The sequence below is a fragment of the Geodermatophilus sp. SYSU D01119 genome, assembly GCF_054049975.1.
Genome location: NZ_JBJGYL010000005.1, coordinates 181,194 through 196,108 on the forward strand (window position 1 = coordinate 181,194; position 14,915 = coordinate 196,108).

Genomic DNA, 14,915 nt, shown 5'->3' on the forward strand with positions numbered 1-14,915 from the left:
GCCGGTCCACGGGACCTCCTCGGCGACGTCGTGCAGCTAGTGGTCGGCCTGGCTGCTGACCGTGCGCAGGGCGTCGAAGGCCTGCTCGGCGGTCATCCGCCGGGAGCCCACGAGGACGCCGATGGCCGTGCCGATCCGCCGGTCGGAGCCCAGCGCCTCCCGCAGGCCGGCGTTCCCCCGACTCCAGCGCGCGCACCCGCGCCCGCGTCGGTGCGGACGGCGTGCGCCGGGGCGCGCAGCAGGGCGCCGTCGCGCGCCGGGTCGGCGGCGCGGCCGGCCAGGTGCAGCGGGAGGTCCTGCCCGGCGGGAGGGGGGACCGGGGGCCGTGCGACCACGGCCGGCCTCCTCTCCGCTGGACCGGCGGTCCCCGCCAGTCCGTCTCCCGCCCCGGGCGTCCGCGACCACGCCGTCCCGCGACCGCTCAGCCGCGCACGACGTCGTACCGGACGACGGCGAACTCCCCGTTCTGCGCCACCTCGCGGGTGACCAGCTCCACGTGCGCCGGCAGCAGCGGCATCCCCGCGCCGAGTGTGACCGGCGCGATGGAGACGACCACCTCGTCGAGCAGGCCGGCCTCGGCGAACTGTGCGGCCACCGGCCCGCCGCCGACGATCCACACGTCGAGGTCGCCGGCCGCGGCGACCATCTCCGCGTGCAGCGCCCGCAGCTGCTCGGGGGTGTCGGCGGCGGTGAAGCGGATGTCGCGGCCCTCGTACGGCGTGAGCTGCCGGTGCGTGAGCACCCAGGCGGGCTGGTCGTAGGCCCAGTCCTCGCCCTGCCGCTGCACCCACTCGTAGGTGGAAGCGCCCATCACCAGCGACCCGACGGTCTTCTCGAACGCCTTGTAGCCCATGGCGCCCTCGTGGTCGGCCTCGCGGGTGAGCAGCCAGTCCAGCGAGTGCTCGGCGCTCGCGATGAAGCCGTCGAGCGTGGTGGCGGTGTAGTAGACGGTGCGGGTCATCGGTTCCTCCGGGTGAGCCAGTCGATGGGATCGCCGGTGTCGACGGCGACACCGGCCGCGCGCAGCCAGCTCCGCGCCAGCAGGCGGCGGTGCGCGGAGTAGGTGAGGACGTGCGCCACGACGCTGGCGAGCACGAAGCTCTCCGGCGGGTCGCAGAGCGCGTCGACGAGACGGTCGTTCCAGGCGCCGCGGCGGGCGACATCGCGCACGGCCGCGAGCCACCGGGGCGCGGCGTGGTCGTGCCGGTCGAGCAGGGCGGCGGGGTCGTCGGCGCCGCGGACGGGGGTGTCGCGGCCCTCGATCGAGGCGACCCAGACCTCCAGCGTCCACACCTCGTGGTCGAGGACGGCGGCCAGCGTCTCCTCCGGCCCGTCCCAGGGCAGCACCGTGGCCCCCGGGGCGCGCACCCGCCGGTACTCGGCGTCCGGCAGGCCCTTCGCGAGCTCCAGCAGGACGCGGGTGTCCTCGACGGCGTGGTGCACCAGCAGCGCGGTCACCTCGTCGCCGCGGCGGACCGGCTCGTCGGAGACCCACAGCGACGACGGCGGGTGGAAGTGCAGGCCGTTGGGCGCGGGCAGCCAGTGCGCGTCCCGGCCGCCCGGACCCGCCCCGGCCGCCTCCCCGGCGGCCTCCCCGGCCACCTCGCTCGGCGGGGAGCCGTAGGCGCGGGCGAAGGCCCGGCTGAACCCCTCGACCGACTCGTAGCCGGCGGCGAACGCGGCGTCGGTGACCGAGGCGCCGTGCCGCAGCTGCCAGGCCGCGCGCTCGAGGACGACCCGGCGGCGCAGCGCGACCGGCGACTCGCCGGCCCCGCCGGACACCTGGCGGCTGAAGTGGAAGGGGGAGGCGTAGGCGTCGCCGGCCATGTCGGCCAGCGAGCGGTTGTCCTCGTCGAGGACGGCGTCGAGCAGTTCGCGCAGGCGGTCGCGTCCGGGCGGGGTCACGCCGACGAGTCTGGCGAGCCGCGGGCCTCCCGCGCCCGACCGATCTTGCGGCGTCTCAGCCGGCCGCCCACGCCCGCGCGACCGAGGCGCGGCAGCGGGCCGGGTCGTCGCCCGCGTCGGTGAGCAGCGCGGCCGCCGTCGCCCCGGCCTGGGACGCCAGGACCGCGGCCGGGAGCACCCCCTGGACCACGAGCGAGACCAGCCCGTGCCCGGCGGCCCAGTACCGGGTGGCGAGGTCGGCCGGGTCGGTGCCGGCGTCGAGGCGTCCCTCGTCGCGGGCGCGGGCGACCGCGTCGACCAGCCGCCGGAACGTGGCGTCGGCGGCCGCGGCGTCGGCCAGGTCGGCGCGGGCGTCGAACATCGCCCGGTAGAGCTCCGGGGCGTCCAGGGCGTTGCCGGCGTAGGCGACGCCGAGCGCGGCCACGTCCTGCACCGGGTCCGCGGTGCGGGGGACGGCGGCCAGACGGTCGGCGAGCCGGGTGAAGCCCTCCTGGCGCACCGCGCTCCACAGCCCCGGCATGCCGCCGAAGTGGGTGTAGACCGCCATCGTCGAGGCGCCGGTGCCCTCGACCAGCGCGCGCGACGTCACCGGCTCCCGGGCGGCGAGCATCCGCGCCGCCCGCTCGACGAGCAGCGCGCGGACAGCGGGGTCGGGACGCCTCGGCACCCCGGAACTGTCGCATAGCACCGTTATGTTCTGGCTCCCACCACCCCCCCAGGAGGAACCGTGAGCGTCCAGCTGATCGACCCGCCCGGCCTGCCCGTCCCCGGCGTCTACCGGCAGATGGCCGTGGCCACCGGCAGCCGCACCGTCTACCTGGCCGGCCAGGTCGCCCGCACCGCCGAGGGGGAGCCGGTCGGCGCCGGCGACCTCGCCGCGCAGACCGAGCAGGCGTTCCTCAACGTGGCCACCGCGCTGGCGGCCGCCGGCGGCACGGTCGACGACGTCGCCAAGCTCGTCCTCTACGTCGTCGACTGGGGCCCGGAGAAGCTGCCCGCGCTCGGCGAGGGCGTGGCCCGGGCGTCGGCGCGGCTCGGTCGCGACCTGACCCGGCCGGTCACCCTCATCCCGGTGGCCGCGCTCGCCGAGCCCGACCTGCTCATCGAGGTCGACGCCACCGCCGTCCTCGACTGACCGCCGACGGCACGCGGACCGGCGGGTGTCGGTCGCGCGCGACCGGGTAGGGCACCCCGTCGTGCCACCCCGCTCCGCGACCGACGCCGCCCCCCGCTCCGCCTCCGGCCCGGACGAGGGGTTCCGCCCCGACCCGAAGCGGTGGTCGGCGCTGTCGGTGACGCTCGTCGTCGGCTTCATGACCCTGCTCGACGTCAGCATCGTGTCGGTGGCGCTGCCCTCACTGCAGTCCGACCTCGGCGCGACGCCGGCGACCGTGCAGTGGGTGGTCTCCGGCTACGCCCTCACCTTCGGCCTGATGCTCGTGCCCGCCGGCCGGCTCGGTGACGCCCTCGGCCGGCGCCGGCTGTTCCTGATCGGACTGGCCGGGTTCGTGCTGTCCAGCGCGGCCGCGGGCGCGGCGCCCTCGGTGGGCTGGCTGATCGCCGCGCGGCTGGTGCAGGGCCTGGCCGCCGGGTGCCTCGCGCCGCAGAACTCCGCGCTCATCCAGCAGCTGTTCCGCGGGCCCGAGCGCGGGCGGGCGTTCGGCCTGTTCGGCGCCACGGTCGGCATCTCCACCGCCGTCGGGCCGATCGCCGGCGGCGCGATCCTCGGGCTGGCGTCGGGCCCCGACGGCTGGCGGTGGCTGTTCTACGTCAACGTGCCGATCGGCGTCGTCGCCTTCGTCCTGGCCCTGCGGCTGCTGCCGCGCGGCGGCAGCGGCGGGCGCGGGCACATCGACGGCGTCGGCGTCGCCCTGCTCGGGGCCGGTGCGCTCGCGGTGCTGTTCCCGCTGGTGCAGGCGGAGTCGGGCGGGCTGTCGCGGCTGTGGTGGCTGTTCCCCGTCGGCGCGGCGCTGCTGGCGCTGTTCGTGGCGTGGGAGCGGCGGGTGGTCGCCCGCGACGGGCAGCCGGTGTTCGACCCCCGCCTGGTCACCCAGACCCGCGGCTACGGCATCGGCGCGGCGCTGGGCACCGTCTACTTCGTCGGGTTCAGCGGCATCTGGCTGGTGTTCGCCCTGTTCTTCCAGACCGGCCTGGGCTACACGCCGCTGCAGTCGGGCCTGGCGGTCACGCCGTTCGCGATCGGCTCGGCGACGTCGGCCGTGGTCGCCGGGCGCCTGGTCGAGCGCCACGGCCGCAGGCTCACGGTGGTCGGGCTGTCTGTCGTGATGGTGGGCCTCGCGGCGGCCGCGGTCGTGCTGCTGGTCGTCCCGCCGGCGGCGGCCGGGTGGGCCGTCGCCCCGGCGCTGCTGCTCGGTGGCATCGGCGGCGGGTTCGTCATCTCGCCCAACATCACGATGACCCTGCGCGACGTGCCGGTGTCGATGGCCGGCTCGGCCGGCGGCGGCCTGCAGACCGCGCAGCGCTTCGGCGCCGCCATCGGCACCGCGGCGCTGCCCGGCCTGTTCTACCTGGTCCTGTCGGCCACCGACGACTACCCGGCGGCCGCCGCCGCGGGGCTGGCCGTGTCGGTGCTCGGCGCCGCCGCGGCGCTGGTGCTGGGGGTCGTCGACCTGCGCCGGTCCCGGGCCGAGGACGCCGCCGCCGCGGAGCAGCCCGACGAGCGGCACGGGCCCGACGGCGTGCACAGCCACGGCCACGCCGCCCACCACTGACCGCGCGAGATCTGCACACTCGGGGCCTTCGGCCGCCCGAATGCCCCGAGTGTGCAGATCTCGCGGACACGACGGATGAGGAGAGGCGCATGAGCGGACCGACGGTGGCCGTGCTCGGCACCGGCACGATGGGCGCGGGGATGGTGGCCTCCCTGCGGCGGGCCGGCCTGCCGGTGCGCACGTGGAACCGCGACCGGGCCAAGGCGGAGGCGCTCACGGACACCGGCGCGGAGGCGTTCGGGTCCCCGGCCGAGGCCGCCGACGGCGCCGAGGTCGTCCTCACCGTGCTGCTCGACGTCGACGCGGTGCTCGACGTCGTCCGGCAGGCCGCGCCGGCCGCCGGCACCACGTGGCTGCAGTGCTCGACGGTCGGCGTCGAGGGCGCCGACCGCACCGTCGCCGCGGCCCGCGAGCTCGGCCTGGTGCTCGTCGACTGCCCGGTGCTCGGCACGAAGGAGCCGGCGGCCGAGGGCGCGCTCACGATGCTCGCGTCCGGGCCGGAGGAGGCCCGGGAGCGGCTGACCCCCGTCCTCGACGCCCTGGGGTCGAGGACGCTGTGGCTGGGCGAGGCCGGGCAGGGCAGCCGGCTGAAGATGGCCTGCAACTCGTGGTTGTTCATGCTCACCGCCGGCACCGCGCAGGCGGTCGCGCTCACCCGGGCCCTCGGCCTGGACCCGCGGCGCTTCCTCGAGGCCATCGGGGGCGGCCCGGTGGACTCGCCCTACGCCCACCTCAAGGGCGGGCTGATGATCGACGGCGGGTTCCCGCCGAGCTTCGGGCTGACCGGCGCGGCCAAGGACGCCCGGCTCATCCGCACCGCCCTGCGCGACGCCGGGGTCGCCGACCGGCTCACCGCCGCGGTGCTGGAGACGATGGAGGCCGCCGCCGAACGCCTCGGAGACCCGGGCGCGGTGGACATGGCCGCCCTCATCGAGGGCCTGCGCGGCTGACCCGGACGCGCCGCCGCGCCTCCCGCAGCGGCGCCGGTGTGCGGACGCCGGACGTCGTGGCGAGCACCAGTGCGGCGCCGCCGGCCGCGTCGGTGCGCCAGCCCGCCGAGGCGACGACCGGGCGCACCCCCGTCGCGGTGCGGACCGCCCGGGCGACCTCCTCGCCGTCGAGGAGCAGGGGCGCGGTGTCGCCGGCGTGCGGGCCCGGCGGCGGCCAGCGGCCGGTCGGTGACCCCCGGCGGTGGGGACGTCGAGGACCGCGCCCAGGTGCAGCGCCAGCCCCGCCCGCCGCGGGTGGTCGCGGCCGGCGGCGGGGACGAGGAGCGCGTCCGGCCGCGTCCCCAGGCCGGCCACCGCCGCGGCGAGCAGCGGGCCCTCGCGCAGTGCGAGCAGGGTGGGGACGTAGGGGCCGGGCGACGGCGCCACGCGGACCGCCGTCGCCACCACCTCGCCGTCGCGCACGAGGACGGCCGCGGCGCGCAGCAGCGGGCCGTCCTCGACGGCGGCCACGCCGGCCACCAGCAGCGGGCCGCCGACCGGGTGCCAGGGGGGAGGGCGCAGCCCCGCCAGCCGCCGCTGCTCCGCGGCGAGCGCGTCCGCGCCGGGCGGCCACCCGCCGGTCACGCCGGCGGCAGCTCCCCGGTCCGCACCAGGCGCTCGGCCACCTCGCGCAGCTTCGTGTTGGTGCGGTTCGACACCTGCGCCAGCGCCGCGAACGCCTGGTCGGGCGTGAAGCGGAAGCGCTCGACGAGGATGCCCTTGGCCTGGTCGATGACCGCCCGCGAGTCCAGGGCCTGCTGGAGGTTGGCGGCCTGCTCCGACAGGCGCGTGACCAGGTGGCTGTCGGCGACCCGGGCGGCGGCGAGGCGGGCCAGCAGCTCCGCGCGCTCCCGCGGCTCCCCACCGGCCCCGACCGGGAGCTGGAGGTAGACGTTCAGCCCCCCGGTCGCCGGCCGGGCGGTGGGGAAGGGCACCGACAGGACCGACCGCAGGCCCGCGGCCGCGGCGGCGCGTGCCAGCTCCGGCCAGCGAGGGTCGTGCGCGGTGTCCCCGACGACGAGCATCCGGTCGGTGGCGACGGCCTCCAGGCAGGGTCCGGAGCCGGCGCGGTACTGGACCTGGTCGAGCTCGGCCGCCACCTGGGCGCTGGTGCCCACGGTGGTGCCGCCGTCCACCCCGAGGACGGTGACCGACAGGGCGGGGCGGCCGCCGAGGGCGTCGGCGGCGACGCCCGCGACCTGCTCGAGCACGAGGGGCAGGGGCCGGTCCGCGGGGACGAGGGCGAGGTCGAGCAGGGCGGCCGCGAGGCGGTCGTCCGCGGGGTACACGAGAGTCACTCCCAGCAGGGCGGTGCCGGACGAGCCGGCGGGTCCGTGCCGAGGTCCGGTTGTCGCAGACCCTCGGGGGCGGGGAGGTCCCCGCGCACGCCGGCTGTGTGACGTGTGGTCGACAGGATAGCCCCGGGGCCGTCGGGCCGGCCCTCGGCCCGGGGCGTGCCCCCGGGCGTGCGCCGGGCCGGCCGCAGGTGCCGCACCGTCCGTGGCGGACACCCAGGACGGGCCCGAGCTGCACCCGGTCACCCGCGAGCTGGCGGAGGGCCCCGACCACGCGGCGATCAGCACGCTGCTGCCCAGCGGGCGCATCCAGACGCAGTACATCTGGGTGGGCACCGACGGCGACCGGCTGTACGTGAACACCGAGACCGCGCGGCGCGAGTTCACCAACATGGAGCGCGACGCGCGGGTCACCCTCGCCATCCGCGACGAGCGGGACCCCTACCGCTACGCCGAGGTCCGCGGCCGCGTGGTCGACACGACCACCGCCCCGCCGGCCCGGGCGCAGATCGACGAGCTGTCGCAGCAGTACGACGGCCGGCCCTACCCGGCGGAGAACATCAAGACCGAGCGCGTCACCGTCCGGATCGAGCCGGAGCGGCAGACGACGACCGGCTGACGGTGCCCCGGCCGGCCGCGCCGAGGGCGACCTCTTGTCGTCTCCCCGGGCCCGAGGCGACCGCAGGTCGGCACGGGGCGCCGCCGGCGTGCGGTCAGCGGTCGCCGTAGCGGGCGGCGAACTCGCCGGGCGTCATGCCGGTGACCCGGGCGAAGTCGCGGGTGAGGTGCGGCTGGTCGGCGTAGCCGAGCGCGGCGGCCACCTCGGCCACGGTCGTCGTCCGCTCGCGCAGCCGGCCGGCCGCCTCCTGCAGGCGACGGCGCTGCACGAGCCACTTCGGCGTCAGGCCCAGGCGGCGGGAGCACAGCCGCTGCAGCGCGCGCTCCGACAGCCCAGTCTCCGCGCACAGCTGGTCCACGCGGGTGAGGTCCGGCCGCGACTCCACCAGCGCCACCACCCGGTCGACCAGCCGCCCCTCCTCGTCCACGGGCAGGAAGCGGGAGAGGACACCGGCGTAGGCGGCCATCGCGGCCACGTGCGCGTCCGGCGAGGACGGGTCGCCGGACATCGCCTCCCGCACCGCCGCGGTCAGCCGCGCGCCGTCGTCGCCGAGCACCTCGCTGACGTCGACGTGCCGGTCGGTGTACGCCGACACCGGCCCGCCGGCCACCAGCGCCCCGGCGGCGGGGGTGAGCATCACGCCGGCCGCCCAGCCGTCGCCGGACAGCGTCGTCGTCGACAGGCCCTGTACGACGCCGTAGAACCGGGCGTAGTCCCGGGCGACCACCAGCAGGCAGCACGGGTACTGCAGCACCCGCTGCACCGACTCCTGCCCCGGTGGCACCGACCACACCGGGATCCAGAACCGCTGCACCAGCGCGGCCAGGGGCCCCTCGGCCTCGTACCGGTGGACGACGGCCGTGACGTCGCGCGGGTCGCGCAGGTGCGCCCGCTCGATCGCGTCCAGCCGGCGCGGACGGGGTGCGGTGTCGGGTTCCATCAAGACCCAGGCTGCCGCACGGACCAGGCTGCGGTCATGGACACGCTCACCACCCCGGTCGCCACCGCCTACGCCGCCGCCCTCGAGCCGCTGCTCGCCGTCGCGGACGCCGTCCCGGACGCGGGCTGGGACGCGCCCACCCCGTGCGAGGGCTGGAGCGCGCGCGACGTCGTGGTGCACCTCCTCGACACCCAGCGCGAGTTCCTCACCGGCCGCGGCGTCGACCTCGGCCCCGCGCCCGACGTCGCCGCGGACCCCGCCGGAGCGCTGCGCGCCCACGCCGGCCGGGTGCTCGCCGCCGTCGGCGACCCGGCCGTCGCGGACGCGCTCTACGAGGGCTTCTTCGGCCCGACGACGGTGGGCGCGACCCTCGAGCAGTTCTACGTGTGGGACCTCGTCGTCCACCGCTGGGACCTCGCCACCGCCACCGGCCAGGACGCCACGCTCACCGGCGCCGAGCTCGACCGCATCGAGGCCGGCGCGGCCTCCTGGGGTGACGCCCTCTACATGGAGGGCATCTGCCGGAAAGCCGACGCACCGGAGGACGCGGACCGGCAGACCCGGGTCCTGGCGCTGCTGGGCCGCCGCGCCTGATCCCCGCGCCCGCTGGGTAGCCGGGGCGCGTGCACAGCCCTGACTCCGCCGACGGTCCCCGCGAGGGCCGGCTCCAGCTGCGCGACGGCCGCACCCTCGCCTACGCCGAGTGGGGCGACCCCGCCGGGCGTCCGGTGCTCGGCTGCCACGGCTCGCCGAGCTCCCGCCTCGAGCGGCACGTCGAGGACCCGGGCGCCTACCGCCGCTGGGGGATCCGGCTCGTCGTCCCCGACCGGCCCGGCTTCGGCCGCTCCGACCCGCAGCCGGGCCGGCGGGTGACCGACTGGCCGGGCGACGTCGCCCAACTGCTCGACAGCCTCGGCATCGAGCGCACCGCGGTCCTCAGCCTCTCCGGGGGCGCGGCCTACGCCCTGGCCTGCGCGCACGCGATGCCCGAGCGGGTGACGGCGGTCGGCGTCCTCGGCGGGGCGCCGCCGCCCGACGTCCCGTGGCCGTGGCCCGGGTGGCTGCCGCCGACCGTGCGCGCCGCCGTCCACCGGCCCTCCCCGGCGACGGCGGCGCTGCTCCGGCCGGTGTTCGCGCCGCTGACCGTGCGCCCGGCCCTGCTGCCCCGCTACCTGCAGCTGCGGCTCAACCCGGCCGACCGCCGCGTCCTGGGCCGCCCCGGCGTCCGGAGGGCGATGGCCGCGACCTTCACCGAGGGCCTGCGGCAGGGCGCCGGCGCACTCGCGGAGGACCGGGCCCTGCTGTTCCGGCCGTGGGGCTTCCCGGTCGGCGAGGTGACCCAGCACGTGCACGTCTGGCACGGCACCCAGGACTGGCAGGTGCCGGTGGGACTCGGCCGGGTGCTCGCCGCGATGCTGCCGCACGTCACCGCGCACTGGTACGCCGGCGAGGGCCACTTCCTCGTCTTCGACCACGCGCGCGAGGTCTACGGTGCGCTCGCCCCGTGAGTGGGTAGCCGCGCGCCATGGCCACTGACCAGCGCGGCAGCAGGACCGTGCCCCCGACCTACGTCAACGCCAACCGCCTCTGGGTGGACTCGCGCCTGCGGTACCAGGCCGGCCTCCGGATCGAGGGCGCCATCCTGCGGCGGCTCGGCGCCCGCGGCTCCCGCGCCGTGGAGATCGGCACCGGCCGCCGGGGGCTGGGCGCGCGGGTCGCCGTCGAGCGCCTGGGCGCCACCGAGGTGACCGCCTTCGACGTGCACGCCGCCTCGGTGGGCCGCGCCCGGATGCGCTGCGCCGACCTCGCCGACCGGGTCACCTTCCGGGTCGGCGACGCCACCGCGCTGCCGGTCGAGGACGCGAGCGTCGACCTCGTCGTCGACTTCCACGCCCTGCACCACATCCCCGACTGGCGGGCCGCCGTCGCCGAGGCCGCGCGGGTGTTGCGCCCCGGCGGGCAGCTGGCGCTCACGGAGATGACCGCCCGCTTCGTCGACACCCCGTGGCTGCGCGCGGTCTCCCGCCACCCGGCCGACCGGTTCACCACCGACCAGCTGCTCGCCGAACTGTCGGCGCGCGGGCTCGAGGTGCCGCCGGGCCGGCTGCGCCGCGCCGCCGGCGACCGGTGGATCCAGGCCGTGGCGACCCGGGCGTGACCGGTGCAGGCGGAGGTGCCGGCGGAGGTGCCGGCGGAGGTCCCGGCAGCGTCGTCCGGGGCGCTCTCGCCCTGCTGCGCCGGCACGCCGGGGCCGTCTACGCGCTCTCGCTCGCGGTCACGCTGGTCAACACCGTGCCCGACGTGCTCCGGCAGCTGCTCGTGTACGACGACCCGAGCGTCGCGCACGCGCTGCTGGTCGACGTCGTCGGCTTCGGCACCGGCCTGCTCGCCCAGGTGTGGCTGACCGGCGCGCTCACCGGGCTGCCCGACGACGGCCGGCTGCGCCCGCGCGGTGCGCTGGGCCGGGGGACGGCGACCGCGCTGCGGGCGGTGCGCACCTCGCCGGCCGCGGTGCTGGCCGGGGTGGTCCTCGGCGGCGGGGTGTCGGCGTGCCTCACGCTGCCGCCGTCGATCGCGGCGCTGGGGCTCGACGGCGTCCTGGGCCCGCTGGACGCCCCGTCGGCGGCCGCGTTCACGGTGGCCACGGTCAGCGACGTCGTGGCGAGCTGGGCCACGCTGCCCTTCCTGGCCGTCGTGCTGGTGCTCACCGCCGGTTCGACCAGGCGGATCGCGGGCAAGGGCGGCTCGTGAGCAGCCTGAGCACCAGGGACTGGGACGTCACCCGCAAGACCGTCGGGACGCTGTCCATCTGGATCGGCACGGCGGCGCTGTTCGCGCCGCGGTGGATCGCCGGCTCCCTCGGCGTGCGGCCCGACGCCGCCCGGGGCGACGTCGCGCTGCCGCTGCTCGTGCGCCTGGGGGCGGCCCGCAACATCGCGATGGGCGCCGCGCTGCTCGTCAGGCCGGCGCCGCAGGCCCGCCGCACCACCGAGGTGGCGCTGCTGCTGACCGCCCTCGACGCCGCCGCGGTGTGGACCTCGCGCGCCACCGGCGACGTGCGCACCCGCAGCGCGGTGCTGTCGGGGATCGTGCTGGCGCTGTCGGGCTACGGCGCGGCCCGCTGGCACCGCCGCTGACGGGACCGCCGCGGGCCCTCAGCGCCAGGCGAAGACCGGCTGCTCGAGGTGGGCCACCCGCTCGACCTCGCCGCGGCAGGCGATCCGGCAGAACTGCAGCACCACCGCGGCGGTGGGCGCGTGCAGCCAGCCGCCGAACAGCGGCAGCCGCACCACCGGGGCGTCGGACTCCGGGATGGTCACCAGCACCGGGTCGACGTCGAGGTCGGCCAGCGGCACCTGGTACGCCGCGGCCACCTCGGCCTCGGCGGGGGCGAGCGGGCCGGTCTCCCCGGCCCACACGACCACCGGCGTCATCACGTAGCCGGAGCGGGTCACGTAGTCGTCGAGGACGCCGAGCACGTCGCCGGGCCCGCGCTCGAGCCCGACCTCCTCGGCCAGCTCGCGCAGCGCGCCCTGCACGGGCGTCTCGCCGTCGTCGAGCCGGCCGCCGGGCAGCGCCCACTGGCCTGCGTGCGCGCGCAGGCCGGGCGCCCGCCGGGTGAGCAGCAGGGCCGGGACGCCGCCGTCGCAGGTGACGCAGACGGCGACCCCGGCCTGCCGCAGTTCGGGACGGGCGGCCGCGCGGCGGGGGAAGTCCCGCAGCCGCGCGGCCACCGTGTCCCGGGTCAGCACCCGGTCAGGGTCGGTCAGAGCCAGCCGCGCCGCGAGCCGAGCTGGCGGACGGCGGCGTCGAGCTGCGCGGCCACCGCGGACACGTCGGTGTCGCCGTGCGACAGGTGCAGCCGGCCGCCGACGTCGCGGCCCTCGGTGAACAGCCCGCCGCGGCGGTCGACCTCCAGCACGACCTCGACGCCGTGCGGCGAGGTCAGGAAGGTCACCTCGAGCTCGTTGACCCGGCCGCGCAGCGCGGGCGGCGGGGTGAACTCGACCTCTTGGTAGAAGGGCAGGTCGCTGCCGGCGATCCGGCCCTTCTCGACGTCGGCGCCGCGGAAGCCGAAGCCCAGGCCGCCGAGCGCCTGCAGGACGGTGCGCTGCACGGGCAGCGGCTGCACGGTGACCGGGTCGAGGTCGCCGGGGTCGGTGCCCCCGGGGATGTCGACGCGGGTGCGCAGGCCGATCGAGACCCCGCGCAGCGTCCAGCCGTCGACGGCGGTGAACGGGCACTGCCACGGCACCGGGAAGCTGAACGGCACGGCCGCCTTCACACCCGGCTCGATGCGGCCGGCGCCGGCCACCACCGCGGTGCCGAAGGTGACGTTCTCCCGCCACTCGTGGTCGCCGCTCTCCACCTCGACGGCGGCCTGCAGCGAGACGCGGCACTCGGCGATGTCCTGGGCGACCGAGCCGCCGGTCAGGTGCACGGTGCCGGTGACGGTGCCGCCGGGCTGGGTGACGGGGGAGTCGAGGACGGTGTCGACGGTGGCGTTGCCGGCGCCGAGCTTCGCCATCAGGTTGCGGAAGGCCATGGGGGAGGTGCTCCGTTCGGTTCGGGGACGGCGCGGATGCTGACACCACGCCCGGCGGCTGGCGAGGGGTTCCCGCGCGGTGCGGGCGGCGGTGCCCGAGCGCCCGCCCGGCGCCGGCCCCGTCCCCGCTCAGCCCGGCAGGACCCGCAGCGCGAGCATCGCGACGTCGTCGTCCCGCTCCGGCGCCAGCCGCGCCAGCAGCGCGTCGCAGACCTCCTCCGCCGGCCGGCCGGACACCTCCGCGCCCGCGGCGAGCAACCGGCCGAGGCCCGCGTCGAGGTCGGCGTCGCGACGTTCCACGAGGCCGTCGGTGTAGAGCACCAGGACGGTGCCGGGGGCCAGCACCTCGACGGCGTCGCCGCGCTCGGCGTCGGGCCGGACGCCGAGCAGCAGGCCGCCGCCGGACTCCAGCAGCCGCGGCGGCCCCGACGGCGGGACGAGCAGCGGCGGAGGGTGGCCGGCGGTGCACCAGGTCAGCGACCGGGCGCCGGCCGGCGCCCCCTCCGGTGCGGGGCCGACGCGGGCGAGCACGGCGGTGGCCAGCGTGGTCATGCCGAGGGCGGCGAGCGCGCGGTCGAGGGTGGCCAGCGTCCGCGACGGGGGCCCGTCGACGGCGTGCGCCACCCCGCGCAGCATGTTGCGCACCTGGCCCATCACCGCGGCCGACGCCCGGTCGTGCCCGGTCACGTCGCCGATGACCAGCGTCGTCTCCCCGCCCGAGGCCCAGGCGTCGTACCAGTCGCCGCCCACCTGGGCCAGTCGCGCCGCCGGCCGGTAGCGGACGGCGATCTCCAGTCCCGGCCGCCGCGGCGGCTCGGTGAGCAGCGACCGCTGGAGCGTCTCGGCCAGGCCGTGGGCGGCCGAGGCGCGCCGCCGCTCGTCCTCCAGGCGGTCGACCCGGTCCAGCGCGGTCGCGCACTGCGCGGCGAGCGCGGAGAGCACCCGGACGTCGTCGTCGTCGAGGACCTGCGGCGCGGACCAGCCGACGGTGAGCGACCCGAGCAGCCGGCTGCCCGCCCGCAGCGGCAGGGCCGCCCACGCCTGCATGCCCGGGAGGGGCGGGGGCTGGGCGCCGGCGGAGGGGACGACGACGGGCCGGCCCCGGGCGGCCACCGCGGCGGCGTGCTGCGCACCGGCCTCCACCCGCACGCCCCGCGGCCGGCCTGCGACGGTGAGGGCGAGCTCGCCGCTGCCGGGCCCGGGGAGGGCGAGGGCGAGCAGGTCGGCGCCGAGCACCTCGCGGCCGGGCCCGGACAACCGGGCCACCAGGTCCGCGCGGGTCTCGGCCGCGGCCAGCGCGGACACGGTCGCGGCCAGGCCCGCGAGCGCCCGCGCGGTGCGCCGCTGCCGCTCGCCGAGCGCCCGCAGCTCCGCGTTGACCTCCTCCAGCTCGCGGGTGCGGCGGAGCAGGTCGGCCTCGACGTCGGCCACCCGGCGCGCGCCCTGCTCGGCGGCCCCGCGCGCCTCCTCGCGCTGGCGCACGTAGTCGGTGATGTCGTCGGAGCGGTGCAGCAGGAAGGCGACCTCGCCGTCCTCGTCGAGGACCGGCACGTGCACCGGGCTCCAGTAGCGCTCGGCGAAGGTGCCGTCGGGCAGCGGGATGTCGTACTTCTGGATCGGCATCACCACGGGCCGGCGGGTGGCGCGGGCCTCCTCGAGCGTCGCGCGCAGGTTGCGCAGCCCGTCGGCCGTGGGGTCGTCGGGTGGCATGGGGAACGCGTCGAACAGGTGCCGGCCGACGGTGGCCTCGAGGGTCGTGGCGGTCGCCTCCAGGCGGGCCCGGTTGGCGTGCACGATCACCAGGTCGGGCGTGAGCAGCAGGAAGGGCGCCGGTGCCGCGTCGAAGACGCGCGCCCAGTCGGGCACCGGCAGATCCCGTTCCACGCCGG

General features: G+C 77.8%; 18 protein-coding genes and 2 pseudogenes. 9 read left to right on the forward strand and 11 right to left on the reverse strand.

Annotated elements, in window-relative coordinates:
- Positions 1–36: 36 nt before the first annotated feature.
- From ACI79X_RS05735 to ACI79X_RS05750, 4 genes are read right to left on the reverse strand one after another with little or no spacing between them, the layout of a single operon-like run.
- Entirely contained in the window at positions 37–405 is a 369-nt protein-coding gene (locus tag ACI79X_RS05735; protein ID WP_457024459.1) for an ANTAR domain-containing protein, read from the reverse strand.
- 16 nt (positions 406–421) lie between these two features.
- Positions 422–961, reverse strand: a complete 540-nt coding sequence (locus tag ACI79X_RS05740) for a dihydrofolate reductase family protein (RefSeq protein WP_457024460.1) — start codon at positions 959–961, stop codon at positions 422–424.
- Entirely contained in the window at positions 958–1,905 is a 948-nt protein-coding gene (locus tag ACI79X_RS05745) for a helix-turn-helix domain-containing protein (protein ID WP_457024461.1), read from the reverse strand. Before ACI79X_RS05745 ends, ACI79X_RS05740 begins: the two co-directional genes overlap by 4 nt.
- A 55-nt stretch (positions 1,906–1,960) precedes the next feature.
- The gene (locus ACI79X_RS05750; protein ID WP_457024462.1) at positions 1,961–2,572 is read right to left on the reverse strand and encodes a TetR/AcrR family transcriptional regulator; all 612 of its coding nucleotides are present in this window, start codon (positions 2,570–2,572) and stop codon (positions 1,961–1,963) included.
- 60 nt (positions 2,573–2,632) lie between these two features.
- Between ACI79X_RS05750 and ACI79X_RS05755 the strand changes: the two genes are divergently transcribed.
- The 3 genes from ACI79X_RS05755 (at position 2,633) to ACI79X_RS05765 (ending at position 5,587) form a co-directional block, all read left to right on the forward strand.
- Positions 2,633–3,040 carry a RidA family protein gene (locus ACI79X_RS05755; protein ID WP_457024463.1) on the forward strand — a complete coding sequence of 136 codons (408 nt, stop codon included), beginning with the start codon at positions 2,633–2,635 and terminating at the stop codon, positions 3,038–3,040.
- A gap of 61 nt (positions 3,041–3,101) precedes the next feature.
- Positions 3,102–4,637, forward strand: a complete 1,536-nt coding sequence (locus tag ACI79X_RS05760; RefSeq protein ID WP_457024464.1) for an MFS transporter — start codon at positions 3,102–3,104, stop codon at positions 4,635–4,637.
- Between the two features lie 89 nt (positions 4,638–4,726).
- Entirely contained in the window at positions 4,727–5,587 is an 861-nt protein-coding gene (locus ACI79X_RS05765; protein WP_457024465.1) for an NAD(P)-dependent oxidoreductase, read from the forward strand.
- On the opposite strand, the pseudogene ACI79X_RS05770 reads toward ACI79X_RS05765, so the two are convergent.
- From ACI79X_RS05770 to ACI79X_RS05780, 3 genes and pseudogenes are all read right to left on the reverse strand, one after another.
- Positions 5,565–5,789: pseudogene (locus ACI79X_RS05770) on the reverse strand (endonuclease V); the annotation flags it as partial. The gene ACI79X_RS05765 and the pseudogene ACI79X_RS05770 sit on opposite strands and share 23 nt — an antisense overlap.
- Before the next feature lie 44 nt (positions 5,790–5,833).
- Positions 5,834–6,211: pseudogene (locus tag ACI79X_RS05775) on the reverse strand (endonuclease V); the annotation flags it as partial.
- Entirely contained in the window at positions 6,208–6,915 is a 708-nt protein-coding gene (locus tag ACI79X_RS05780) for a GAF and ANTAR domain-containing protein (protein WP_457024466.1), read from the reverse strand. The pseudogene ACI79X_RS05775 and the gene ACI79X_RS05780, both read right to left, overlap by 4 nt.
- A gap of 211 nt (positions 6,916–7,126) precedes the next feature.
- Between ACI79X_RS05780 and ACI79X_RS05785 the strand changes: the two genes are divergently transcribed.
- Entirely contained in the window at positions 7,127–7,540 is a 414-nt protein-coding gene (locus ACI79X_RS05785; RefSeq protein WP_457024467.1) for a TIGR03618 family F420-dependent PPOX class oxidoreductase, read from the forward strand.
- A 94-nt stretch (positions 7,541–7,634) separates the two neighbouring features.
- Here ACI79X_RS05785 and ACI79X_RS05790 read toward each other — a convergent pair whose 3' ends face one another.
- Positions 7,635–8,480 carry a helix-turn-helix domain-containing protein gene (locus ACI79X_RS05790; RefSeq protein WP_457024468.1) on the reverse strand — a complete coding sequence of 282 codons (846 nt, stop codon included), beginning with the start codon at positions 8,478–8,480 and terminating at the stop codon, positions 7,635–7,637.
- A gap of 36 nt (positions 8,481–8,516) precedes the next feature.
- Between ACI79X_RS05790 and ACI79X_RS05795 the strand changes: the two genes are divergently transcribed.
- The 5 genes from ACI79X_RS05795 to ACI79X_RS05815 are packed head-to-tail and all read left to right on the forward strand — an operon-like array spanning position 8,517 to position 11,617.
- Positions 8,517–9,074, forward strand: a complete 558-nt coding sequence (locus ACI79X_RS05795) for a TIGR03086 family metal-binding protein (RefSeq protein ID WP_457024469.1) — start codon at positions 8,517–8,519, stop codon at positions 9,072–9,074.
- A 29-nt stretch (positions 9,075–9,103) separates the two neighbouring features.
- Entirely contained in the window at positions 9,104–9,988 is an 885-nt protein-coding gene (locus ACI79X_RS05800; RefSeq protein WP_457024470.1) for an alpha/beta fold hydrolase, read from the forward strand.
- A 17-nt stretch (positions 9,989–10,005) separates the two neighbouring features.
- Entirely contained in the window at positions 10,006–10,638 is a 633-nt protein-coding gene (locus tag ACI79X_RS05805; RefSeq protein WP_457024471.1) for a class I SAM-dependent methyltransferase, read from the forward strand.
- A complete protein-coding gene (locus ACI79X_RS05810) occupies positions 10,635–11,231 on the forward strand; it encodes a hypothetical protein (protein WP_457024472.1) in 597 nt (198 codons plus the stop codon). Before ACI79X_RS05805 ends, ACI79X_RS05810 begins: the two co-directional genes overlap by 4 nt.
- Positions 11,228–11,617: a DUF4267 domain-containing protein gene (locus tag ACI79X_RS05815; protein ID WP_457024473.1), complete on the forward strand. Its 390-nt coding sequence runs from the start codon at positions 11,228–11,230 to the stop codon at positions 11,615–11,617. The genes ACI79X_RS05810 and ACI79X_RS05815 overlap by 4 nt, the downstream gene beginning before the upstream one ends.
- Positions 11,618–11,635: 18 nt before the next feature.
- Here ACI79X_RS05815 and ACI79X_RS05820 read toward each other — a convergent pair whose 3' ends face one another.
- From ACI79X_RS05820 to ACI79X_RS05830, 3 genes are all read right to left on the reverse strand, one after another.
- Positions 11,636–12,232, reverse strand: a complete 597-nt coding sequence (locus tag ACI79X_RS05820; protein WP_457024474.1) for an NUDIX hydrolase — start codon at positions 12,230–12,232, stop codon at positions 11,636–11,638.
- Between the two features lie 14 nt (positions 12,233–12,246).
- Positions 12,247–13,026, reverse strand: coding sequence for a sporulation protein (locus tag ACI79X_RS05825; protein WP_457024475.1), 780 nt, complete (start codon positions 13,024–13,026; stop codon positions 12,247–12,249).
- Positions 13,027–13,155: 129 nt separating this feature from the next.
- Entirely contained in the window at positions 13,156–14,910 is a 1,755-nt protein-coding gene (locus ACI79X_RS05830) for a SpoIIE family protein phosphatase (protein ID WP_457024476.1), read from the reverse strand.
- Positions 14,911–14,915 lie beyond the last annotated feature (5 nt).